At 75.2% G+C, this 22,346-nt stretch carries 25 protein-coding genes; 15 read left to right on the top strand and 10 right to left on the bottom strand.

The window, feature by feature from the left end; genetic code table 11:
• The first annotated feature begins 145 nt into the window (after window positions 1-145).
• The gene (locus tag ACR80Q_RS06760) at window positions 146-1,636 is read left to right on the top strand and encodes a DEAD/DEAH box helicase (protein ID WP_435376832.1); all 1,491 of its coding nucleotides are present in this window, start codon (window positions 146-148) and stop codon (window positions 1,634-1,636) included.
• Window positions 1,637-1,738: 102 nt separating this feature from the next.
• Here the strand turns inward: ACR80Q_RS06760 and ACR80Q_RS06755 are convergent, their stop codons facing one another.
• From ACR80Q_RS06755 to ACR80Q_RS06745, 3 genes are read right to left on the bottom strand one after another with little or no spacing between them, the layout of a single operon-like run.
• Window positions 1,739-2,422, bottom strand: coding sequence for a TIGR00266 family protein (locus ACR80Q_RS06755; RefSeq protein ID WP_435376831.1), 684 nt, complete (start codon window positions 2,420-2,422; stop codon window positions 1,739-1,741).
• A 52-nt stretch (window positions 2,423-2,474) separates the two neighbouring features.
• Window positions 2,475-2,921, bottom strand: coding sequence for a hypothetical protein (locus ACR80Q_RS06750; RefSeq protein WP_435376830.1), 447 nt, complete (start codon window positions 2,919-2,921; stop codon window positions 2,475-2,477).
• Complete coding sequence (locus tag ACR80Q_RS06745) at window positions 2,909-3,511, bottom strand: RNA polymerase sigma factor (protein WP_435376829.1); 603 nt, start codon at window positions 3,509-3,511, stop codon at window positions 2,909-2,911. Before ACR80Q_RS06745 ends, ACR80Q_RS06750 begins: the two co-directional genes overlap by 13 nt.
• Before the next feature lie 192 nt (window positions 3,512-3,703).
• Between ACR80Q_RS06745 and ACR80Q_RS06740 the strand changes: the two genes are divergently transcribed.
• The 8 genes from ACR80Q_RS06740 (at window position 3,704) to ACR80Q_RS06705 (ending at window position 6,987) form a co-directional block, all read left to right on the top strand.
• The gene (locus ACR80Q_RS06740) at window positions 3,704-4,186 is read left to right on the top strand and encodes an Asp23/Gls24 family envelope stress response protein (RefSeq protein ID WP_435376828.1); all 483 of its coding nucleotides are present in this window, start codon (window positions 3,704-3,706) and stop codon (window positions 4,184-4,186) included.
• Window positions 4,183-4,503, top strand: a complete 321-nt coding sequence (locus tag ACR80Q_RS06735; protein WP_435376827.1) for an Asp23/Gls24 family envelope stress response protein — start codon at window positions 4,183-4,185, stop codon at window positions 4,501-4,503. Before ACR80Q_RS06740 ends, ACR80Q_RS06735 begins: the two co-directional genes overlap by 4 nt.
• A complete protein-coding gene (locus ACR80Q_RS06730; RefSeq protein WP_435376826.1) occupies window positions 4,500-4,838 on the top strand; it encodes a hypothetical protein in 339 nt (112 codons plus the stop codon). The genes ACR80Q_RS06735 and ACR80Q_RS06730 overlap by 4 nt, the downstream gene beginning before the upstream one ends.
• 58 nt (window positions 4,839-4,896) lie before the next feature.
• Window positions 4,897-5,076, top strand: coding sequence for a DUF2273 domain-containing protein (locus ACR80Q_RS06725; RefSeq protein ID WP_435376825.1), 180 nt, complete (start codon window positions 4,897-4,899; stop codon window positions 5,074-5,076).
• Window positions 5,069-5,431, top strand: a complete 363-nt coding sequence (locus ACR80Q_RS06720; RefSeq protein WP_435376824.1) for an Asp23/Gls24 family envelope stress response protein — start codon at window positions 5,069-5,071, stop codon at window positions 5,429-5,431. The genes ACR80Q_RS06725 and ACR80Q_RS06720 overlap by 8 nt, the downstream gene beginning before the upstream one ends.
• Window positions 5,428-6,135 carry a hypothetical protein gene (locus ACR80Q_RS06715; RefSeq protein ID WP_435376823.1) on the top strand — a complete coding sequence of 236 codons (708 nt, stop codon included), beginning with the start codon at window positions 5,428-5,430 and terminating at the stop codon, window positions 6,133-6,135. The genes ACR80Q_RS06720 and ACR80Q_RS06715 overlap by 4 nt, the downstream gene beginning before the upstream one ends.
• Window positions 6,132-6,704 carry a hypothetical protein gene (locus ACR80Q_RS06710; protein WP_435376822.1) on the top strand — a complete coding sequence of 191 codons (573 nt, stop codon included), beginning with the start codon at window positions 6,132-6,134 and terminating at the stop codon, window positions 6,702-6,704. Before ACR80Q_RS06715 ends, ACR80Q_RS06710 begins: the two co-directional genes overlap by 4 nt.
• Window positions 6,705-6,810: 106 nt before the next feature.
• A complete protein-coding gene (locus tag ACR80Q_RS06705) occupies window positions 6,811-6,987 on the top strand; it encodes a CsbD family protein (RefSeq protein WP_435376821.1) in 177 nt (58 codons plus the stop codon).
• A 106-nt stretch (window positions 6,988-7,093) separates the two neighbouring features.
• Here ACR80Q_RS06705 and ACR80Q_RS06700 read toward each other — a convergent pair whose 3' ends face one another.
• The 7 genes from ACR80Q_RS06700 to paaA form a co-directional block, all read right to left on the bottom strand.
• Entirely contained in the window at window positions 7,094-9,673 is a 2,580-nt protein-coding gene (locus ACR80Q_RS06700; RefSeq protein WP_435376820.1) for a beta-glucosidase, read from the bottom strand.
• A 70-nt stretch (window positions 9,674-9,743) separates the two neighbouring features.
• The gene (locus ACR80Q_RS06695) at window positions 9,744-9,911 is read right to left on the bottom strand and encodes a hypothetical protein (protein ID WP_435376819.1); all 168 of its coding nucleotides are present in this window, start codon (window positions 9,909-9,911) and stop codon (window positions 9,744-9,746) included.
• Window positions 9,912-9,956: 45 nt separating this feature from the next.
• Window positions 9,957-11,084: a 2Fe-2S iron-sulfur cluster-binding protein gene (locus tag ACR80Q_RS06690; RefSeq protein ID WP_435376818.1), complete on the bottom strand. Its 1,128-nt coding sequence runs from the start codon at window positions 11,082-11,084 to the stop codon at window positions 9,957-9,959.
• A gap of 4 nt (window positions 11,085-11,088) precedes the next feature.
• A complete protein-coding gene (gene paaD / locus ACR80Q_RS06685; protein WP_435376817.1) occupies window positions 11,089-11,619 on the bottom strand; it encodes a 1,2-phenylacetyl-CoA epoxidase subunit PaaD in 531 nt (176 codons plus the stop codon).
• A gap of 11 nt (window positions 11,620-11,630) precedes the next feature.
• On the bottom strand, window positions 11,631-12,452 hold the full coding sequence (gene paaC / locus ACR80Q_RS06680; RefSeq protein ID WP_435376816.1) for a 1,2-phenylacetyl-CoA epoxidase subunit PaaC: 822 nt from the start codon (window positions 12,450-12,452) through the stop codon (window positions 11,631-11,633).
• Window positions 12,449-12,748 (bottom strand): 1,2-phenylacetyl-CoA epoxidase subunit PaaB, encoded by a 300-nt coding sequence (gene paaB / locus ACR80Q_RS06675; RefSeq protein ID WP_435376815.1) that lies wholly within the window; start codon window positions 12,746-12,748, stop codon window positions 12,449-12,451. Before paaB ends, paaC begins: the two co-directional genes overlap by 4 nt.
• Window positions 12,745-13,770, bottom strand: coding sequence for a 1,2-phenylacetyl-CoA epoxidase subunit PaaA (gene paaA, locus ACR80Q_RS06670; RefSeq protein WP_435376814.1), 1,026 nt, complete (start codon window positions 13,768-13,770; stop codon window positions 12,745-12,747). The genes paaB and paaA overlap by 4 nt, the downstream gene beginning before the upstream one ends.
• 246 nt (window positions 13,771-14,016) lie before the next feature.
• On the opposite strand from paaA, the gene ACR80Q_RS06665 reads away from it, so the two are divergent.
• The 6 genes from ACR80Q_RS06665 to ACR80Q_RS06640 all read left to right on the top strand — a co-directional run.
• Window positions 14,017-14,625 carry a TetR/AcrR family transcriptional regulator gene (locus ACR80Q_RS06665; RefSeq protein WP_435376813.1) on the top strand — a complete coding sequence of 203 codons (609 nt, stop codon included), beginning with the start codon at window positions 14,017-14,019 and terminating at the stop codon, window positions 14,623-14,625.
• 102 nt (window positions 14,626-14,727) lie between these two features.
• Entirely contained in the window at window positions 14,728-16,740 is a 2,013-nt protein-coding gene (locus ACR80Q_RS06660; protein ID WP_435376812.1) for a 3-hydroxyacyl-CoA dehydrogenase, read from the top strand.
• Entirely contained in the window at window positions 16,737-17,939 is a 1,203-nt protein-coding gene (gene pcaF / locus ACR80Q_RS06655; protein WP_435376811.1) for a 3-oxoadipyl-CoA thiolase, read from the top strand. Before ACR80Q_RS06660 ends, pcaF begins: the two co-directional genes overlap by 4 nt.
• 61 nt (window positions 17,940-18,000) lie before the next feature.
• Window positions 18,001-20,031, top strand: coding sequence for a phenylacetic acid degradation bifunctional protein PaaZ (gene paaZ, locus ACR80Q_RS06650; RefSeq protein ID WP_435376810.1), 2,031 nt, complete (start codon window positions 18,001-18,003; stop codon window positions 20,029-20,031).
• Window positions 20,032-20,040: 9 nt separating this feature from the next.
• Window positions 20,041-20,580: a pyridoxamine 5'-phosphate oxidase family protein gene (locus tag ACR80Q_RS06645; protein WP_435376809.1), complete on the top strand. Its 540-nt coding sequence runs from the start codon at window positions 20,041-20,043 to the stop codon at window positions 20,578-20,580.
• A 55-nt stretch (window positions 20,581-20,635) separates the two neighbouring features.
• On the top strand, window positions 20,636-22,346 hold a 1,711-nt coding region (locus ACR80Q_RS06640; protein WP_435376808.1), incomplete at its 3' end, for an HNH endonuclease signature motif containing protein.

Genomic DNA, 22,346 nt, shown 5'->3' with positions numbered 1-22,346 from the left:
ACAATGGGGGACAGCGGCACGCCGATCTGGCGTGACCGACCGTCGTGGAGCACTGCACCGGCGCCGACGCAGAACATGCGTCCAGGGCGCCGAGGTCGTTTGTCTGCGGCGCCCCGACGACGCCTGAGAGGCGACTTCTTCACGCATGCCTGAGACCCACCCGAACACCCCTGCCCTGGGCTTCGCCGACCTCGGCGTCTCCGCCCCCCTCGTCCGCACCCTGGCCTCCCAGGGCATCGAGGCCCCCTTCCCGATCCAGGCCGCCACGCTGCCGGACTCCATGGCCGGGCGCGACGTCCTGGGCCGCGGTCGCACCGGCTCCGGCAAGACGCTGGCCTTCGCCCTGCCCATCGTCAGCCGGCTGCTGTCCGAGGGCGGATCGGCCACGATCTCCAAGCGCCCCCGCGCCCTGGTCCTGGCCCCCACCCGCGAGCTGGCCACCCAGATCGCCGAGGTCCTCAAGCCGCTGGGCGAGACCAACGGCCTGTCCGTGACCACCGTCTTCGGCGGGGTGCCCCAGGGTCGCCAGACGCAGGCCCTGAGCCGCGGCGTCGACATCGTCATCGCCTGCCCGGGCCGCCTCGAGGACCTGATGGGCCAGCGCGAGGTGTTCTTGGACCGCGTCGCCATCACCGTCCTCGACGAGGCCGACCACATGGCCGACCTGGGCTTTCTGCCCGCCGTCACGCGCATCCTCGACGCCACGCCCACCGGCATCCAGCGGATGCTGTTCAGCGCCACGCTGGACAACGGCGTCGACCGCCTCGTCAAGCGCTACCTGCGCAACCCGCGCACCCACTCGGTGGACTCCGCCGAGTCGCCGGTGTCGACCATGACGCACCACGTGCTGTCGGTCAGCGACCCGCACGCCAAGCAGGACGTCATCCGCGAGCTCGCCTCGGGCACCGGGCGTCGCGTGCTGTTCATGCGCACCAAGCACGCCGCCAAGAAGCTGGCCAAGCAGCTGACCACCTCGGGCATCCCCGCGGTCGACCTGCACGGCAACCTGACCCAGGGCGCGCGCCAGCGCAACCTGGCCGCGTTCTCCGGCGGCGAGGTCAACGTGCTCGTGGCGACCGACGTCGCCGCCCGCGGGATCCACGTCGACGACGTCGAGCTCGTCGTGCACGTCGACCCGCCCACCGAGCACAAGGCGTACCTGCACCGCTCCGGCCGCACCGCCCGCGCCGGCTCCGACGGGGTCGTCGTCACCCTCGTGCTGCCCGACCAGGAGCGTGAGGTCAAGACCCTGATGCGCCTGGCCAAGGTCAACGCCCGCGCCGACCGCGTGGCCCCCGGCAGCCCGGTCGTCAGCACCCTGGTCGGCGAGGTCGCCCCGCGACGGGAGTACACCTCCCCCGCGGAGAAGATGGCCGCGCAGCAGGGCCAGACCGGTACCGGCCGGCGCGCGCAGGGCCGGGCCCGTCGTCCGGGCGCCCCGGCCTCCGGCGGCTCCGGCGGCGGTCGCAGCGGCTCCGGTCGCGCCGCGACCTCGGGCGGGTCCGCCTCGGGCCACCCGGCGACCGGCTACCACGGCTCGCCCCGCCCCGGCGGGGGTCACCCCGGTGGCGGCACGGGCGGCACCGGCGGCTCGCGCCGTCGCGGCGGCTCCGGCCGTCCGGCCCGCGCCCGCTGACCCGGTTCCCCCGCACCACCTGCACCACTGTCCGCGAGGGCCTCTCCCGACCAGGGAGGGGCCCTCGCGGCGTCCCGGGGCGCAGGTCGTCGGGGCGCAGGCTCAGCTGCGGCTGGGCAGCATCCGGGCGAGCCAGCCGACGAGCTCCGACGGGTTGCGCGACTGCGTCCAGACCGTCCCCGGGCCCTGGAAGTCGAACACCCAGCCCTCACCGGACTTCATGGTCGACGCGAGCCCGCGGCTGACCTTGCGCATCCGGGGCGCGACCCGGTCCTCGTAGGCGACCACGTGCCCGGCGTCGACGGTGAACCCGCCGCCCTCGGGCAGGTCGTGCCGGTCGAGCGCGCCGTAGCAGGCCGCCACCACCGGGCCGCTGCCGGTGGCCCGGACCACGAACGCCCCCTCGCCGCCGAACAGGTTGGCCTTGCCGCCGAACTTGGTGTCGAGCTCGACGCCCGGCGCCGAGGCCAACCAGCTGCCCCTGGTCAGCACCAGCGGCATGCCGGGGGTGCAGTCCAGCACGACGGCGTCGCCGGGCAGCTGGGCCGCCAGGTCGACCCAGCCGGGGTGCTGCGGGTGCGCGGTGAACGACGAGACGAACATCGACTCGCCCCCGAGCACGCTGCGCGACAGCGACTTCATCAGACCGCCCTGCAGCTGCGCGTCGACGGTCACCCCCCAAGAGTGGGCGGCCATGCAGCCGGACTCCCCGCGGAACTGCTCGCCGGGGGCGAGCTCGACGCGGACGACGGCGAAGGACGGCTGGTGGCGCACGCTGATCTGCACGACGAGGACGCTACCCAGCGACGCCCGTGCCCGACCAGACCCGACCGGGGGCTCAGACCCCTTCGACGTCTACGTCTACGTCGACGACGTCCACGTCGACGGGCACCGGCCGGGCCAGCACGTCCTGGAGCGACCCGACGGCCACGGCCCGCGCGTCGGTGGCCACGGCCCGCACGTCCGAGCCGTACCGCGCCCACACCTGCACCCGCAACGAGGTGACCTCCTGCTCCTGGGAGCGGACGTCGACCCCCACGGGTCGGCAGCCGGGCACCCGGGCCACGGCACGGCGGACGGTGTCGACGAGCACCCGCTGGTCGACCCGCAGCGTGCCGGCGTCGCCCACCTGCACCACGAGCGGTCGTCCCGGGCGGCTCACCGAGCGCAGGCGACGGCTCACCCGCTCGGCCAGGTCGGGCCAGCCGGGCTCGGGCTCGTCCTGCAGGGCCCGGGTGGCGCGGGCCAGCGCGCTCGTGCCCTCCGGTTCGCTCATGGTCGCCATCGCGCCATCCTCTCCTCCAGGGCCCGACGGGCGCGGAACAGCTGTCCGCGCACCGCGTCGGGACCGATCTTCAGGACCTGGGCGACCTCGGCCTGGCTGAGGCCCTCCAGCTCGACCAGGAACCAGCACGCCCGCTGCCGGTACGGCAGCTCCGCGAGCGCACGGTCCAGCGCCCGGGCGAGCTCTGCGGCCTCCGCCTGCTCCCACGGGTCCGACGCCGGGCCCGCGGGCCTGCCCGCCACCCGGTGCTCGTCCACCGGTTGCGGGCGTCGCCGCCGGGCCAGGTCCATCGCCTTGTGCGACGTGAGGCCGAACAGCCAGGTGCGCAGGGCCGAGTCCCCGCGGTAGCGCTCCAGCGAGCGCCACGCGGCCACGAAGGCGTCCTGCACCGCCTCCTCGGCGTCACCGGGGTCCGACAGCAGCCTCCGGGCGTAGCGGAGCATGCCGGGGCCGTGCAGGTGCACGATCCGCTCGAAGGCGTCCCGGTCACCCAGGGCGGCGGCCCGGGCGAGCGCCGCGTCCTGCGCCCGCGAGGCGCCGTCAGCAGCGCCCGGGCCCGGGCCCGGGCCGGCGTCGAGCAGGCCTGTCACGGCCCCACCCGACCACCACCTCCCCACCCACCGCAACGCGGTCCGCGAGCCCACCCCGGCGCCCGGGCCGGGCCCGCGCCCGTCACGCTGACCGGATGTGACGCAGGTCACGACGAGAACGCGTGCGGATCTGCCCGCCGGACCCGACTCACCTGTGTCCGAACGTCGAACGACCCGAGAGGAACGATCCCCATGGCCCAGCCCGCGAAGACCAGCGACACCAGCACCCCCACCGGCTTCAGCACCGGGACGGTCGCGTCGACCGGCTCGGCCCTCGACAGCGCGCAGGGCCGCACGACCATCGCCGACACCGTGGTGTCCAAGATCGCCGGCATCGCCGCGCGCGACGTGGTCGGTGTGCACGCGCTCGGCGGCGGCGCCACCCGTGCGGTCGCCTCGCTCCGGGACCGGATCCCCGGCGGGCGCACCAACTACTCCCAGGGCGTCGCCGTCGAGGTGGGTGAGAAGCAGGCCGCCGTCGACGTCGACATCGTCGCGGAGTACGGCGTCTCCATCGCCGACCTGGCCGCCGGCATCCGCGAGAACGTCATCACGGCCGTCGAGCGCATGACCGGCCTGCAGGTGACCGAGGTCAACGTCGTCGTCCACGACGTCTTCGTCGACAACGGCGAGGACGACGCGGCCGAGACCCCCGAGGCCTCGCGGGTCCAGTGAGCACCGTCCAGCCGAGCGCGCCGGGTGGCCTCGCCGCCCAGGCCGACCTCGTCGAGGCGACCGCGCTGGCGGTCCCCGGCGTGGTGGGTCTGCACGGAGGTGCCCTCGGGGAGGTCGCGGTCTACCTGCCGGGGCGTCGCGTCAGCGGGGTGCGGCTGCGCGAGGGCCGTACCCAGGTGCACGTCGTCGTCGCCCTCGGCTCCCCCGTCCGGGCCACCGCGGAGGCGGTCCAGCGGGCCGTCGCCGCGGTGCGCCCCGGCGTGGTGGACGTGACCGTCGAGGACGTGGCCGACCCCCGGTCGGAGACCGGCCCGTGAGGCACCTGCGGCGGTTCCTGCCCCACCGGGACGGCACGGCCTCCCCGGTCGACGGGTCGCAGGGCAGCCCCGCCCCCACCCTGCAGCACCGCACCGAGCGGCGTGCCGTCGCCCGTCGGCTGCACCCGGACCTCGGCGGCGACGTGGAGCAGTACCTGGCCGCCCTGGCCGAGGTCGACCGCCGCCACGGCCCGGCCCCGGCCGGCCACCCCGGCCCGGCCTCGCGGCGCTCCCGCCGCTCCGGGCTGCGGCGGCGGATGAACCGGGCCGTCCGGGCCGCCCGTCGACGTCTGCCGCGACACGTCCCCGGCGCCCGCCGCTACGCCCGCCTGTGACCCAGAGCCCGACGATCCCGAGCCCGCGCCACCCCCGCCCACCTCACCGGAGGACCTCATGACCACCTCTCACATCGGCCTCCTGGCCGGCATCCTGCTGGCCCTGGCCGCCACGACCGGGGGCTTCACCGGGTTCCTGCTCGCCCTCGTCCTGGGCGCCGTCGGCTACGGCCTGGGCGCCTGGCGCGACGGGGACATCAGCCCCAGCAGCTTCAGCCGCGGTCGTCCGCGTGCGTGACGTGCTCGCCCCGCCGCGTGAGCGCGGCCACCTCGAGATCCGCCCGCGGGTGGTCGACACGGTGGGGCGCAGGGCCGCCAGGGGCGTGGCCGGCGTCGTGCCCGACAGCGTGGGCCGGATCGCCCGCCACGACCTCCCCCAGGTGAGCAGCCGGGTCGACGGCGGCCACGTCCGCCTCGACGTGGACCTCGCCGTGGCCTGGGGCGCTCCCCTGGCCTCGGTCGCGGCGGCCGTGCAGCGTGAGGTGTCGACCCAGGTGCACGAGCTCACCGGGCTCGTCGTCGACGCCGTCGACGTGTCCGTGGCCACCGTGGTGGTGCCGGACGAGCGACCGACGGCCAGGAGGGTCCTGTGAGCACGACCGGAACGACGGACGAGACCGGCCCCGACGGCCCGACCGGGCGACCGCTGGACCCCGCGCCGGCCGGGTCCGCCGCGCCGGCCGGGTCGCCCGCGAAGGCCGGGGCAGCGGTGCCAGCCAACGAGGCCGTGCCGGCCGCCCCGGTGGCCGTGGGCACGCCGTCCGCGGTCGGGGTGGCGCTGCTGCTGTGCGTCGCCCTGGTCGGCCTGGGCGTCGTGGTGCTGCGCGAGCTGCTCGTCGGCCGCGAGGTCGCCGGCACCGTCCTCGTCCCCGGGGGCCCCTGGCTGGCGCCGCTGTTGGCCTCGGCCACCTCGGTCGTGCAGGGCCGGACCGCGGTCGTGGTCGGGCTGGGCGGCCTGCTGCTGGGTGGGCTGCTGGTCGCCTCGGCCCTGTCCGGGCGACCCGTCCAGTCCGTCCGGCTCGGCTCGAGCAACCCGCTCGACGTCCCCGTCGACCTCGACGGGCGCGGGGTCGCCGCCATCGCCGCCGAGGCCGCGCTGGCCGACGACGAGGTGGGCACGTCCCGCGCGTCCGCCGGTCGACGCCGGGTGGTGGTCGACGTCAGCGTCGACCCGCGCGACAGCCACGACGAGGCGTCGCTGGCCGCCGACCTCACCCGACGGGTCGGCGGGAGGCTGGCCGACCTCCAGCCGCAGCCCAAGGTCCGGGTACGCGTCCACGGGGCGGTGCCGCGATGAACCGCGGCGTGCTCGCCCTGGACCGGGTCGTGCTGCTCCTGCTCGGGGTGGCGCTCGTCATCGCGTCGGCGTTCCTCGTGGTGTGGGGGCTGGGTCGCTGGCCCGGCTCCCCCGAGGAGGTCTCCCTCGCCTGGTTCAGGGGCGTGCCGGACCACCCCTGGTGGCCGTGGGTGCTGGGCGTCGGCGGGGTGCTGGCCGTGCTCGTGGGGCTGCGCTCGTTCCTGGCCCACGCCCGGCGACGTCGGGTGCGCCGCATCGGGCTGCCGGGCGACCACGCGGTGCGCGGCCGGGTCCGGGCCGACCTGCCCGCCGTCGCCGACGCGGCGGCCGAGCAGCTGAGCCGGTCCCCGCAGGTGGAGTCCGCCCGCGGCCACGTGCTCGTCGACCGGGGCACCACGGTGCTCGAGCTGGTGGCCCGGGTCGACGCCGCGGCCGACCTGGCCGGCGTCCGGGCGGCGGTGGACCGGACCCGTGACGACCTCGCGGTGGTGCTCCCCCCGGGAACCGTGCACCTGCGCGTGAGGTTGGACGTACGACGCAGCCGCGTCGAGAACGCCCGCGTCGCCTGACCGGCGTCCCGGGACGCCGCACCCGGTCGGGGTGCGGCCACCAGATCAGGGCCTGGCACGGTGCCGGTCCCCAGGTGGGCCGTCAGGCCCGAGGAAGGAGACCCGCATGGGACTCGGCGACAAGATCAAGAACACGGCGGAGGACCTCGGTGGCAAGGCCAAGGAGGCCGCAGGCAAGGCCACCGACAACGAGCGGCTCGAGGCCGAGGGCAAGGCCGACCAGTCCAAGGCCGACCTGAAGCAGGCCGGCGAGAACGTCAAGGACGCCTTCCGCCAGGACTGATCACCGCCCGAGGGCGGGGCACCGGCTCGGCACGCACGACGTGCCGGGCGCGGACCCCGCCCTCGCACGTGCCGCACCGGGCCCGCCCCCGCCCACCGGCGACGGCTCAGCCGACGTCGGTGCCGGCGTCGACGGTGGCCAGGCTGGTCCCCACGTGCAGCCGGAACGCACCCGGCTCCAGCTGCCACGCCCCCGTGCCGACGTCCCAGTGCTCGAACGAACGACGGGCCACGTCCACCACGGCCGTCACGGTCTCGCCCGGGGCCACGTCGACCAGCGCGAAGCCGACGAGCCAGCGCGGCACCCGCTCGACCTGCCCGCCATCGCGCGAGGCGTACACCTGCACGACCTGACGGCCGGAGCGCACGCCGGTGCAGGTCACCGGCACCGACACCTGGACGCCGGACGCCGGGTCACCGGTCACGGCCACCTCGCCCAGCTCGAACGTCGTGTAACCCAGGCCGTGACCGAAGCCGAACAGCGGCTGCGGGTGGTCGTCGCTGCCCCCGCCGCCGTACCGGCGGTACCCGATCCGGAGCCCCTCGGCGTAGTCCAGGACGCCGTCGACCGGCTGCGTCGAGGGCAGCCCGTCGGGCGAGGACGGCCACGTCACGGGCAACCGCCCACCGGGCTCACGCGTCCCCAGCAGGACGTCGCTCAGCGCGTTGCCGAACTCCTGCCCGGGGAACCACGTCAGCAGCACCGCGGGCACCTCGTCGGCCCACGGCAGCAGCACGGGGGCACCGGCGTTGACCACGACCACCGTGCGCGGGTTGGCCGCGACGACCCGGCGGACCAGGTCGTCCTGCCCACCCGGCAGCGCCAGGCTGACCCGGTCGAACCCCTCGCTCTCGACCTCGGCCGTCGTCCCGACCACGACCACGGCGACGTCGGCCGCCGCTGCGGCGGCCACCGCCTGCTCCAGCAGCGCCTCGTCGGGGACCTGCACCGGTGCCAGCAGCAGCTTGAACGTCATGGTCGCGGTGTCCACGTCGCCGAAGCCGTCCGCGGACACCGGCTCGTGGCGCAGCACGAGCTCGACCGGCGCGTCGGCCCGGAGCTCGACGGCCCGGACCGCCATGGGCGGGCGCATCATGCCCTCGATCGGGTCGGCGCCCTCGGGCAGCTCGACGGCCTGGTCCAGGACGGTCTCGCCGTCGACGCTCAGCACGAACGGGCCGACCCCCGCGACGCCGACGTCGTAGCGGCCGTCGTGGGGGACCCGCACGCGGGCCGTCAGCTCGACCTGGCTGACGTCGCTGACGGTGAGGTCGCCCTCGATGCGTCCGAGGTACATCAGCGAGCTCGCGTGCCGGGTCTCCCGGTGCAGCTCGGTGCCGTCGTCGGCCAGGAACCGGACCTCGGCCCCGCCGTCGAGCCACGCGGGCGGCAGCGGCGCCGTGCGGTCGGTGCTGCTGACACCCGGGCTGTGGGTGACCTCGACGTCCTCGCCGAGCACCCGACGCAGGCCCTCCAGGGGGCCGACCGGGTACGCCGGGAACACCGTCGCGCTGCCGCCGCCCATCAGCCGCCCCTCGGCGGAGTCGGGGCCGATGAGCGCGACCGTGCGCAGCGCGTCCCGCCGCAACGGCAGGAGGTCGGCGTCGTTCTTGGCCAGGACGAAGCCCGCGGCGGCCGCCGAGCGCAGCTCACCGGCCACCCGGTCGGTCGGCCAGGGCTCGGGCACCGGGGCGAACGTGCCCTCCAGCGCACCCACCCGCTCCGCCAGGCGCAGGAGGCGGCGGACCTTGTCGCGGACGGCGTCCTCGCCGACCCGGCCCGCCTCGACCGCCGCGACCAGGGCGTCGCCCCACGGCCCGTCCGGGCCGGGCATCGCCAGGTCGAGGCCGGCGCCCCCGGCGGCCTCGGTGGACCGCGTGGCGAACCAGTCCGACACCACCACCCCGTCGAAGCCCCACTCGCCCTTGAGGACCTCGGTCAGCAGGGGGCTCTCGGTCATGGTGCGGCCGCCGACGCCGTTGTAGGCGGCCATCACGGCCCAGGGGGCGGCGTCGGCCAGCACCTGCTCGAACGGCGCCAGGTACAGCTCGCGGAGCGTGCGCTCGTCGACGGTGACGTCGACGCTGAACCGGTCGGTCTCGGAGTCGTTGGCCACGAAGTGCTTGATCGTCGCGGCCACGCCCTGGGACTGCACCCCACGGACGTAGGCGGTGGCGATGACCGCCGTGAGCAGGGGGTCCTCGCTGAGGCACTCGAAGTGCCGGCCGCCGAACGGGGTGCGGTGCAGGTTGATGGTCGGTGCGAGCAGGACGTCGACGCCCTTGCTGCGGGCCTCGGCGGCCAGCAGCCGACCGATCCGTTCGATCCGGGCCGGGTCCCAGGTCGCGGCCAGGGCCGTCGGGGACGGCGTGTTCGCCGAGGGGTCGCGCTCGTCCCACGCCTCGCCGCGCACGCCTGCGGGTCCGTCGGAGGTGACCATGCGCCGCAGACCGACCGCGGGCTCGGGGTGCAGCGCCCAGAAGTCGGCCCCGGTGAGCAGACGCACCTGCTGGCGGAGGTCGAGGCGGCCCAGCAGCTCCTCGACGTCCGGGTCGTCGGGCAGGTCCTCCGGCTGCGGGTCCGGCACGAGGATGCCCGCGTACTCGTCAGGACCGACCCGGGTGCTGGTGTTCCCGCTCTCGGGGTCGAGGGGGTCGGGGCCGTCGGTGGTCCTGGTGTCGCTCATGCCTGATGTCTACCGCTCCCGGTCGGCGGTGGCTAACCCCCGTCGACCGGGGAGGCGGAGGTTCGTCCGGTCAGCGAGGGGGCGTGGTGGGACGGCCCGTCGTCCCGTTCGGGCCACCGCCCTTGTTGCGGAAGGAGGACACGGCGTCCTTGATCTTCTGCTGGTTGTGCGGCTTGCGTGCCTCGTTGACGACCTTGACGGCGATACCGCTCTTCAGCGCCTTGCTCAGGAAACCCATGGGGTGGTGGTACCCGGATCCCGGGGCGTCACACCTGCCGTGCCGTCAGACGAACTCCACGGACAGGGTCGGGGTGGTGGGCCGGGACTGGCACATCAGCCGCAGGCCACGGGCCAGCTCGTCGGGCTCCAGCGCGTAGTTGACGTCCATCTCGACCTCGCCGTCGACCACCCGGGCCCGGCAGGTGCCGCACACCCCACCGCGGCAGGCGTAGGGGGCGTCGCTGCGGACCCGCAGGACCGCGTCGAGCACGGTGTCCGCGCCGCCGTCCACCTCGACGGTGCTGCGCCGCCCGTTGAGCGTCACCTCGGTGGTCGTGGTGGCCGCCGCCGTGGCCGGCCGGGGCCGGCGGGCGACCGGCTCGGCGTGGAACAGCTCGACGTGCACGCAGCCGCGGTCCACGCCCAGGTCCTCCACCAGGGTGTCCCGGGCCGTGGTCACCATCTCCAGCGGGCCGCAGAGGAACCACTCGTCGACGTCGTCGACGTCCAGCAGGGCTCCGGCGATGGCGACGAGCCGGTCCCGGTCGATGCGGCCGCTGAGCAGCTCGGACTCCTGCTCCTCGCGCGAGAGCACGTGCAGCATCCGGAACCGGGCGCCGTAGCGGTCGCGCAGGTCGAACAGGTCCTCGGCGAACATCACGTCACGGGCCGAGCGGTTGCCGAGCAGCAGGGTGACGCGGCTGGCCGGTTCGGCGGCGAGGACCGCGCGGGCGATGCCGAGCACCGGGGTGACGCCGCTGCCGGCGACGACTCCCGCCACGTGGCGGGTGCGGGCGGGGTCGACGTCCAGGCCGAAGCTGCCGCCGGGCGCGCCGACGTCCAGCACGTCGCCCGGGGCCAGCCGTCGGGTCGCGTACCCGCTGAACGCGCCGTCCTGGATGGCCTTGACCCCGACGGTGATCTCCTCCGCACCGGGCTCGCCGCACAGGGAGTAGGTGCGGCGGACGTCGACGCCGTCCAGCTCCGCCCGGACCGTCACGTGCTGACCGGGCCGGGCCGCGAACACCGGGCGCAGCTCGGGCGGCACGGCGAACGACACCGCGACGGCCTCGTCGGTCAGGGGCTCCACGCGCGTCACCCGCAACGGGTGGAAGCCCGCGGGGGTCGGGGTCGTGGGCTCGGGGGACGCCCCGCTCGTCGTGCCGGGAGGGCTCGGGGTGCTGGTGCTCACGCGGTCAGAACTCCTTGAAGTGGTCGAACGGCTCACGGCAGTCGGTGCACCGCCACAGCGACTTGCAGGCCGTCGAGGCGAAGCGGGCCAGCTCCTCGGTGCGGGTCGAGCCGCACAGCGGGCAGGCCGGGGCGGGGGTGCCGTCGGTGCCCTCGAGCCCGGGGCGGTAGCCCAGCTCGAGCGGGACCGGCCCGCCCGCCGGCCGCGGCCCGGGTGGGGCGATCCCGTACTCGGTCAGCTTGCGGCGACCGTCCTCGCTGAGCCAGTCGGTGGTCCACGCGGGGTGGTGCACCAGGCGGACGTCGACGACCTCGACGCCGGCCCGCGCCAGGGCGGCCCCGACGTCGGCGCGGATCTCGTCCATGGCGGGGCAGCCGGAGTAGGTCGGGGTGATGTCGACGTGGACCGTGCCGTCGGCGTCGACCCGGACGTCACGCAGGATGCCCAGGTCCGCGATCGTCAGCACCGGGATCTCCGGGTCGGTGACCTGCTCCAGGACCCGGAGCGCCTCGTCGCGGTCCAGCGTCGTACCCATGGGTCGCGGGCCTACCAGCTGGCGCCGGGGTGGGAGCGGGCCACGTGCTGAAGCTCGGCCAGCAGGTACCCCATGTGCTCGGTGTGCAGGCCCCGACGCCCGCCCGTCGGCGCCCAGGTCGTCCTCGGGCGCTGGAGACCGGCGTCGGCCAGGACCGCGTCGACCGTGGTGTCCCACTGCCGTCGCAGCGGTCCCGGGTCCGGCGCGACCCCGGCCGCGACGCAGCGGTCCAGCAGGTCGTCGCGCTCGAACAGCTCGGCGGCGTAGGGCCACACCTCGCCCAGGCCGGCGCTGACGCGGGCCCGGGACTCCTCGGTGCCGTCGCCCAGGCGCACCACCCAGCTCGCGGCGTGGTCCAGGTGGTAGCGGGACTCCTTGACGGCCTTGCTCGCCACGGCGGCGAGGGTCTCGTCGGCGGAGCCCGCGAGCGCGGCGTACATCGGCACCTGGTAGGCGCTGACCAGCAGCTGCCGGGCCAGCGTGCGGCCGAAGTCGCCGTTGGGCAGCTCCATCACCTGCGCGTTGAGGAACTCGCGCTCGTCACGGTGGTAGGCGAGGTCGTCCTCGGACCGGCCGGTGCCGTCCAGCTCGCCGGCCCGCGCGAGCAGGGTGCGGGCCTGGCCCAGCAGGTCGAGCCCGATGTTGAGCAGGGCGACGTCCTCCTCCAGCGTCGGCCCGCGAGCGGCCCACTCCCCCAGCCGCTGGGCCAGGACGAGCGCGTCGTCGCCGAGGCGCAGGGTGTAGGTGGCCAGGTCCGACGTGGCCAGGTCCGACGTCTCGACGGCGTCCCGGTCTCCCGCGGCCACAGCCGGCGGCACGACGTCACCGCTCACAGGTTCTGCACCTCGTCGGGGACCACGTAGAAGGTCGGGTGCCGGTAGGGCTTGTCGCCGGACGGGTCGAAGAACGCGTCCTTCTCGTCCGGGCTGCTGGCGGTGACGTCCTCGGAGCGGACCACCCAGATGCTGACGCCCTCCTGGCGGCGGGTGTAGACGTCGCGTGCGTTTCGCAGGGCCATGTGCGCGTCGGGCGCGTGCAGGCTGCCGGCGTGGGTGTGGGACAGCCCGCGGCGGCTGCGGACGAACACCTCCCACAGCGGCTCGCGGTCGGCCGGTGCGACACCGCTCATGCGACCCGACCCGTCCCTGCGGCCGCCACGACCTGGGTCGGGTGCTCCGTCGCGACGGCGCGTCGCGTCGGCACGGCGGCGCGCTTGGCGGCGTGCGCGGCGGCGGCCTCGCGGACCCAGGCGCCCTCCTCGTGGGCGGCCTTGCGGAACTCGACGCGCTGGCGGTTGCACGGGCCGTCGCCCTTGACCACGCGCATGAACTCGTCCCAGTCCGGCGTGCCGAAGTCGTAGTGGCCGGTCTCGGCGTTCCAGCGCAGCTCCGGGTCGGGGATGGTCAGGCCCAGGAAGTCCGCCTGCGGCGCGGTCGCGTCGACGAAGCGCTGGCGCAGCTCGTCGTTGCTGAACCGCTTGATGCCCCAGGCCATCGACTGCGCGCTGTTGGGCGACGCGTCGTCGGGCGGGCCGAACATCATGAGCGAGGGCCACCAGTACCGGTCCAGGGCGTCCTGGGCCATCGCCTTCTGCGCCTCGGTGCCGCGGGCGAGGGTGAGCATGCCCTCGAAGCCCTGTCGCTGGTGGAACGACTCCTCCTTGCAGACCCGGATCATCGCCCGGGCGTAGGGGCCGTAGGAGCACCGCGACAGCGGCACCTGGTTCATGATCGCGGCACCGTCCACGAGCCAGCCGATGGCGACGGTGTCCGCCCAGGTCAGCGTGGGGTAGTTGAAGATCGTGGAGTACTTCTGACGACCCTCGTGCAGCGCGTCCAGCAGGTCGGCGCGGTCGGCACCCAGCGTCTCCGCGGCGGAGTACAGGTACAACCCGTGGCCGGCCTCGTCCTGCACCTTCGCGTAGAGAATGGCCTTGCGGCGCAGGCTCGGGGCCCGGGTGATCCAGTTGCCCTCGGGCTGCATGCCGATGATCTCGGAGTGGGCGTGCTGGGCGATCTGCCGGACCAGGGTCTTGCGGTACCCCTCCGGCATGGCGTCGCGGGGCTCGATGCGTCCGTCCTCGGCGACGACCGCGTCGAACCGCGCCTGCTCCTGCGCGCTCAGACCGGTGTCGGTGGTGGTGGTGGTCATCATCGTCCTCCTCATTAACCGACCGCTCGTTCGGTAATTATGGTCCGTCGGCGCGGCCCTGCTGTCAAGGGCGACAGGACGGCCTGCTCGTGACGGTAGCGCTCAGCGACCCGGCCGCAGCGGCGGCGGCACGACCACCCCGACGGCGCCCCGAACCCCGACGAGTCGGGGACGAACACCGCGACTCGGGCGCTGACCATGGGCAGGGGCGCTCCTCGCGGGCTACCGTCAGCCAAGGGAGGGCGCATGACGACCACGGATCCGACACGCGGTCGCGGACGACCTGCACGGCACAGCCTCGACGAGCTCGTCGAGCTGGTGGCGACGCAGTTCATCGACCGCGGCTACGACGCGACGTCCATGGAGGACCTCGCGCGCGCCACCGGCCTGACCAAGGCCGCGCTCTACCACCACGTGGCCGGCAAGGAGGAGTTCCTCCGGCTGGCCGTCTCGCGCGGCATCGACCTGCTCGACGACGCCGTCGCGGAGGCCGAGGAGCACGACGGCCCGGCCGTCGAGCGGCTGGAGTGCGTGGTCCGGCGCAGCGTGCAGGTCCTGGTCGACAACCTGCCCTACGTGACGCTGCTGCTGCGGGTACGGGGCAACACCGCGACCGAGCTGTGGGCGCTGGAGCGGCGTCGCGAGCTGGACGCCCGCACCGCCGCCCTCACCTCCAAGGCCGTCGCGGACGGCGACCTCGACCCCTCGGTGGACCCCGGGCTGGTGACGCGCCTGGTGTTCGGGGCGGTCAACTCCGTCACCGAGTGGTACCGGCCGGGTGGGGACATCGACGGCGCCCAGATCGCGGACACGCTGGCGCGGATGCTGGTCGACGGGCTGCGCGCGCGGGACTGAGGGTCGCTTGACGCCTGCGGCCGGTGGGCGTTGACTGCCTTCCCGACCATGCGTTCAGGAATTACGCCCGCCCGCCGACCCGACCACCCCCAGGAGGACGCCGTGACCTCGACCGCACCCCCGGCCCTGCCCCCGGGGACGGTCGTGGGGGTGGTCGGCGCCGGCACGATGGGCGCGGGGATCGCCCAGGTCGCCGCGACCGCCGGGCACCCCACCCTGCTGCTGGACGTCCGCCCCGGGGCCGCGGCGCAGGCCGTCGAGCAGGTGACCGCCCGGCTGCTGCGCTCCGCCGACAAGGGCCGTACCACCCGCGAGCAGGCCGAGGCCGTCGCGTCACGGCTGCGGGCGGTGTCCTCGACCGAGGAGCTGGCCGGTTGCGGCCTGGTCGTCGAAGCCGTCGTGGAGGACCTCGCGGTCAAGCACGAGCTGCTGCACGCCCTGGAGGCCGTCGTCGGCCCCGAGGCGGTCCTGGCGTCCAACACCTCGTCCCTGTCGGTCACGGACCTGGCCGCCCCGCTGGCCCGCCCCGGTCGCGTGGCGGGTCTGCACTTCTTCAACCCGGCCCCGCTGATGCGCCTGGTCGAGGTCGTCCACGGCGACCGCACCGACCCGGCGGTCGTGGCCGCGCTCGCCGACCTGGCCCGACGCTGGGGCAAGGTGCCGGTGGCGTGCACCTCGACCCCCGGGTTCGTCGTCAACCGGGTGGCCCGCCCGTTCTACGGCGAGGCGTTCCGGCTGCTGGCCACCCACGGCGCCGAGGCCGCCGGCGGTGGCCCCGGACCCGGCACGCTGACCGCGGCCACGGTGGACTCGCTGCTCCGTGAGGCGGGCGGGTTCCCCATGGGGCCGCTGGAGCTCACCGACCTGATCGGCCAGGACGTCAACGCGGCCGTCAACCGCAGCGTGTGGCAGGCCATGGGCGACGACCCCCGGTACGCGCCGTCGCCGGTGCAGGACGCCCTAGTCGCGCGCGGCGACCTGGGCCGCAAGAGCGGTCGCGGCTTCTACCGCCACGACGACGACCAGCCGGCCCCCGAGCCCGCCACCGTCGACGCTAACGACGCGAACGACGCGAACGACGCGAACGAGCCGAGCGACCCGCGCGGACACAGCGACGTGGCCGGTCCCGGCGCGGCGACCGCGGTCCGGTGGCGGCCAGGCCCCGGCCTGACCGTCCTCCTCTCACGCGCCGAGGGTTCCGACGCCCCGGCACCTCCTGCCGGTCACGACCTCGACGTCCGGCTGACGGACGGACGGACCGCGGCCCAGGTGGAGGCCGCGACCAGGCGACCGACCGTGCTCGTCGACGCCGTCCGCGACCAGGCCACGTGCACCCGGGTCGGGGCGGTCGCCTCCCCCGGCTGCCCACCCGGCTCGCTCGAGGCCCTGGCCGCAGCGTTGGCGCCGGCAGGCGTCGCGGTCTCCCCGCTGCCGGACTCGCCCGGCCTGGTCGTGGCCCGCACCGCCGCGGCCCTCGTCAACGCCGGGCACGACACCGTCGAGGCCGGGGTGGCGACCGGGCCGGACGTGGACCTCGCGATGGAGCACGGCGCCGGTCACCCCCAGGGCCCGCTGGCCTGGGGCCGCTCGCTCGGCGAGGGCTGGGTGGTCGGCGTGCTCGACGCGTTGCACACCGCCGAGCCGACCGGCCGCTACCGGGTCAGCCCCACCCTGCGGGCCCGGGCGATGCTGGCCCGGGACCGGGTGTCGGCCGGGTTCGGGATCGAGCTGGTGAGCGCGGGCGAGGGCCGGGGCGAGGTCCGGGCGACGGTGACCGAGGCCATGCTCAACGGCTTCGACATCGTCCACGGCGGTGTGGTCTGCCTGGTCGCCGACACCGCCCTGGCGGTCGCCTGCAACAGCCACGGCCCGTTGACGGTCGGCGCCGGGCTCGACGTCTTGTGGCTGACGGCGGGCCGCCTCGGCGACGTCCTCACCGCGACGGCCGTGGAGCGCGCCCGCTACGGCGGGGGCCGGCGCAACGGGCTGTACGACATCACCGTCACCCGCGAGGACGGCAGCCTCGTCGCCGAGGTACGGGGTCGGACGAAGACCCTCGGACGGGCCCCGGCAGGACCAGCAGAAGCAGCAGCACCGGTGGAGGAGCAGTCATGAGCGAGGCGTTCCTGGTCGACGGCGTCCGGACCCCGATCGGTCGGTACGGCGGCGCGCTCGCGTCGGTCCGCCCCGACGACCTGGCCGCGCACGTCATCAGCGCCCTGCGCGAGCGCCAGCCCGGCGCCGACTGGGACGCCGTCGACGAGGTCGTGCTCGGCTGCGCCAACCAGGCCGGCGAGGACAACCGTGACGTGGCCCGGATGGCGGTCCTGCTGTCGGGGCTGCCGGTGACCACGCCCGGCATCACCGTCAACCGATTGTGCGCCTCCGGGGCCGACGCCGTCGCCACCGGGGCGCGGCAGATCCGCGCCGGCGAGGCCGACCTGGTCGTCGTCGGCGGGGTCGAGTCGATGTCGCGCGCCCCGTTCGTCATGGGCAAGGCCGAGACCGCCTTCGACCGCCGCGCCGAGATACACGACACCACGATCGGCTGGCGCTTCGTCAACGACCGCCTGGCCGAGCAGCACGGCACCGAGGCCATGGGCGAGACGGCCGAGAACGTCGCCGAGGACCACGGCGTCTCCCGCGAGGACCAGGACGCGTTCGCGCTGCGCAGCCAGCAGCGCGCGGCCGCCGCGCAGGCCGACGGCTGGTTCGCGGGCGAGATCGTCCCGGTCCCGGTGCCGCAGCGGCGAGGCGACCCGGTCGTCGTCGACACCGACGAGCACCCCCGCGCCGCCACGACCGCCGAGACCCTCGCGAAGCTGCGGCCCGCGTTCCGTGCCGGGGGCAGCGTCACCGCCGGCAACGCCTCCGGGGTCAACGACGGCGCCGCGGCCCTGCTGCTGGCCTCCTCCGACGCGGTCGAGCGGTACGGCCTGACGCCGCTGGCCCGGGTCACCGGCGCCGCGAGCGCCGGCGTCCCGCCCCGGGTGATGGGGATCGGCCCGGTCCCCGCGGTGCAGAAGCTGCTCGGCCGGTCCGGCCTGACGGTCGCCGACGTGGACCTCGTCGAGCTGAACGAGGCCTTCGCGTCGCAGGCGCTCGCGGTGCTGCGCGGCCTCGGTCTGCCCGATGACGCGGAGCACGTCAACCCGCACGGCGGGGCCATCGCGCTGGGGCACCCGCTCGGCATGAGCGGGGCCCGGCTGACCCTGACCGCGGCCCGCGCGCTCGCCGAGCGCGACTCCCGTCGGGCCGTCGTCACCATGTGCGTCGGGGTCGGCCAGGGCGTCGCCCTGCTGCTCGAACGCTGAGGTCGGCGCCCCGTCCTCCTGTCCTGCCCCACCTCCCGTCCCACCGCACCGAGGAGCAACGATGCTCGAGAGCTACGTCGCCGGATCCTGGCGCACCCCGACCGACGGCGGCGCCCCGCTGCTGGACGCCGCCACCGGTGAGGAGGTCGCCCGCATCTCCACGGCGCCGGCGCCCGCCGCGGACGCCGTCGCCCACGCACGCACCGTCGGCGGTCCCGCGCTGCGGGCCCTGACGTTCCACGAGCGCGCCATGCTCGTGAAGGAGCTGGCGCTGGCGCTCAAGCAGCACACCGACGAGCTGTACGAGCTGTCCTACGCGACCGGCTCGACCGCGCGCGACACCGCGATCGACGTCGACGGCGGCATCATCACGATGCTCGGGATGTCGTCGACCGCGCGCAAGAACCTGCCCAACGACGTCGTCGCCACCGACGGTCCGGTGGAGCGCGTCAGCCGTGGCGGCACGTTCCTGGCCCAGCACGTCTGGACCCCGCTGCGGGGCGTCGCGGTGCAGGTCAACGCCTACAACTTCCCCGTCTGGGGAGCGCTGGAGAAGCTGGCGCCGGCCCTGATCGCGGGCGTCCCGTCCATCGTCAAGCCCGCGGAGCAGACCGCGTACGTCACCGAGCGCATGGTCCGGCTCGCGATCGGCACCGGGATCCTGCCCGAGGGCGCGCTGCAGCTGCTGGTCGGCGGCCACGAGGGGCTGCTGGACGCGTTGGACTCCCAGGACCTGCTGGGCTTCACGGGGTCCGCCGACACCGCGGCGCTGCTGCGCGCCCACCCGGCCGTCGTCCGGCGCGGGGTGCGCTACACCGCCGAGGCCGACTCGCTCAACGCCGCGGTGCTGGGTCCCGACGCCGTCGCCGGCAGCCCGGAGTTCGACCTGTTCGTGAAGGAGGTCGCGCGCGAGATGACGGCCAAGGCCGGGCAGAAGTGCACCGCGATCCGGCGCGCGTTCGTCCCGTCGTCGCTCCTGGGCCACGTGACCGAGGCACTGGCCGCGCGCCTGTCCACGGCCACGGTCGGCGACCCCCGCGACCCCGCCACCCGGGTCGGGGCGCTGGTCGACCACGAGCAGCGCGACGCCGTGCGCGACGCCGTCCGGGCCATCGCCGCAGGCGGTCGGATGGTGACGGGGTCGCTGGACACCGTCGTCGAGGGCTACGAGCACGGCGCGTTCCTCGCCCCGGTCCTGCTCGCCGTCGACGACGCCCGCTTCGCCCCCGTCCACGACGTCGAGCCGTTCGGGCCCGTCGCGTCACTCATGGCCTACGACAGCGCCGAGGAGGTCGTCGACCTGCTGGCGCTGGGCCGGGGGTCGCTCGTGGCCAGCGTCGTCAGCCACGACCCCGGGTTCGTCCGTCAGGTCGTGCTCGGCGCGGCGCCGTTCCACGGCCGCATCCACGTCCTGGACCGCGACGACGCCCAGGAGTCGACCGGGCACGGCGCGCCGTTGCCCCACCTGGTCCACGGCGGTCCCGGCCGGGCCGGCGGCGGCGAGGAGCTCGGCGGCGTGCGCGGGATCTTCCACCACATGCAGCGCACCGCGGTCCAGGGCAGCCCCGACATGCTGACCGCGGTCACCGGGCAGTGGGTGCCGGGCTCGCGGCGGCGCACCGACGGCCCGCACCCGTTCCGGCTGTCGATGTCGGAGCTGCAGGTGGGCGACGGGTTCACCAGCGACTGGCACGAGGTGACCGCCGAGGACATCAGCGGGTTCGCCGCCATGAGCGGCGACACCTTCTACGCCCACACCGACCCCGCGGCCGCCGCCGCCAACCCGATCTTCGGCGGGATCGTCGCGCACGGGTACTGGGTGCTGTCCCGGGCGGCCGGGCTGTTCGTCGACCCCGCACCCGGACCGGTGCTGGCCAACACCGGCCTGGAGAACCTGCGCTTCACCACCCCGGTGCGGGTCGGCGACCGGATCCGGGTCGCGCTGACCTGCAAGGCGCTCAACCCGCGCGAGCACACCGACTACGGCGAGGTCCGCTTCGACGCCTCCGTCACCAACGACCGCGACGAGATGTGCGCGACCTACACCCTGCTGACCATGGTGCTCAAGCAGCCGGCAGGGGACGACGCCTAGGCTCGCGCCATGGCGAAGGTGTTCGAGGCCCTCGACGACCGCCTGACGACGTGGATCGGCGCCCAGCCGATGTGGTTCGTCGCCACGGCACCGCTGGCGCCCGACGGGCACGTCAACGTGTCGCCGCGCGGGCACGACAGCCTCGTCGTCCTCGGGCCGCACCGGGTGGCGTGGGTGGACTACACGGGCAGCGGGGTCGAGACCATCGCGCACCTGCGCGAGAACGGCCGCGTCTGCCTGATGTTCGCCTCGTTCGGCGCCCACCCGCGGATCGTCAGGCTGCACGGCCGCGGCACCGTCGTGCTGCCGGGCGAGGCGGTCTTCGACGAGGTGACGGCCCGGCTCCCGGCGCACCCGGGGACGCGAGCCGTGGTGGACGTCGCGGTGACCCGCATCAGCGACGCCTGCGGGTGGGGTGTGCCGGTGATGCAGGTGACGGGCGAGCGGGACCTGCTCCGCGCGCACGCACAGAAGAAGGGCCCCGACGGGCTCGCGGAGTACCGCCGGACGAAGAACGCGACGAGCGTGGACGGGCTGCCGGGGATCTGAGTCCGCCCCCCCTCGACGCAGGGGTTGTGTCCGGGGTGGTGCGTAGCTTCGGGTCATGTCCTCGGGGGTGGCCGGCGAGCAGGTGACGGATGAGTCGCTGCTCGGGGTGCCGTGCCTGGGTGAGCCGGCGGCCGGCCCGTCGGAGGCGGCTGGGCCGGAGGCGGCCGGGGCGGCCGGGGCGGCCGGGGCGGGGGCGGCCGGGGCGGGGGCGGGTTCGGGGGTGGGTGGGTCGGGGGTGGCGGAGCGGGTGGTGGCTCTGGCGGCGGAGGTCGCGGCGTTGCACGAGGCGCTGGCCGCGGACGTCGCGTGGCGGGTGTCGGAGGTGGACCTGCTGCAGCTGAGCGGGGGGTTGGCGCGGTTGCGGTCGGGGTTGGACGCGGTGTTCCTGCGGGCGGTCGCGGAGGTCGACCGGCGTCGCGCGGACGAGCCGACGACCGGAGCAGCCAACGGGCGTTCGGGGTCGGCACGGGTGGACGGTCTGTGTGTTGGTTGCTCGCGGGTGGGTGGTCGGTGGGGGTCGCGGTCGGGGATCGGGTCCTCGACGGAGTCGTTCCTGCGGACCAGTGCCCCGGTGACGCCGCGGCAGGCGCGGGCGGACGTGGCCGCGGCGCGGGCGTTGGGCCCGTCGGGGTCGTTGCGGGAGATGGAGCCCCTGCTCGCGGTCGGGGACATCACCCGGGAGCACGTGGACGTCGCGGTCCAGTGCCTGGACCAGATCCCGGTCCACCTGCGCACGCAGGACACCGACCGGGTCACCATCGCCGGGTTCTTCGCGGGCCTGGCGCCGTCGCGGCACGCCCTGACGTTGAAGCAGGACGCGGCGGTCCTGCTGCGCGAGCTCGCGCCGGAGGTGGCCGAGCGGTTCGACCCCTGCTCCCACGAGCGCCGGTTCCTGGACTGGACCACCGACTCCACCGGGATGCTGCTGGGTCGCTTCGCGCTGGACCCCGCCGCCGGGGCGACCCTGCGGGCCGCGGTCGACGCCGCCTCCGCCCCGACGCCGAGCCAGGACGGCGTCCGGGACCCACGCCAGGCCCGGGAACGGCGCGCGGACGCCCTGGTCCAGGTCGCCGACACCGCCCTCGGCGTCGCGGGCCCGGTCCGCGGCGAGCGGCCCCGCGTCGTGGTCCACACCACCACCGAACAGCTCACCGGCCTCACCAGTGACCAGGCAGCCAGTGGTCCGGCAGCCAGTGGTCCGGCAGCCAGTGGTCCGGCAGCCAGTGGTCCGGCGTTCGTGGGTCGGGCGTGGACGGAGGCCGGGACGCGGCTGGACCCCCACACGGTCCGGCGGATCGCGTGCGACGCCGTCCTGCAACGCGTGGTCTGGGACCGCGACGGCCAACCACTGGGCTCGCAGCTGCTGGACCTGGGCCGCACCGCCCGCCTGGCCGACGTCCACCTGCGCCGGGCCCTGGCCGCCCGCGACCGCGGCTGCATCATCCCCGGCTGCGGCGCCCCACCCGCGCACTGCGACGCCCACCACATCGTCCACTGGGCCGACGGCGGCCCCACCACCCTGGCCAACACCTGCCAGCTCTGCGGCTCCCACCACACCGCCGTCCACGACGGCACCTGGACCATCCAGATGAGCCCCGACGGCATCCCCGAAGCCATCCCACCCACCCGAATCGACCCCCTCCAACGCCCCCGACGAGCCCCCCACCACCACACCCACGACCTCCTCACCCGCCTCCACCACGACCCCACCCCGGACGACGACCCCGAGGACCCCAAGGACCCGCCCGACGACCAGCCCCACGACC

The sequence above is a fragment of the Aquipuribacter aurantiacus genome (genome assembly GCF_051216895.1).
Lineage (GTDB): Bacteria > Actinomycetota > Actinomycetes > Actinomycetales > JBBAYJ01 > Aquipuribacter.
Note: the sequence above shows the minus strand (reverse complement) of the source record. Positions and strands in the feature narration are given on the sequence as shown.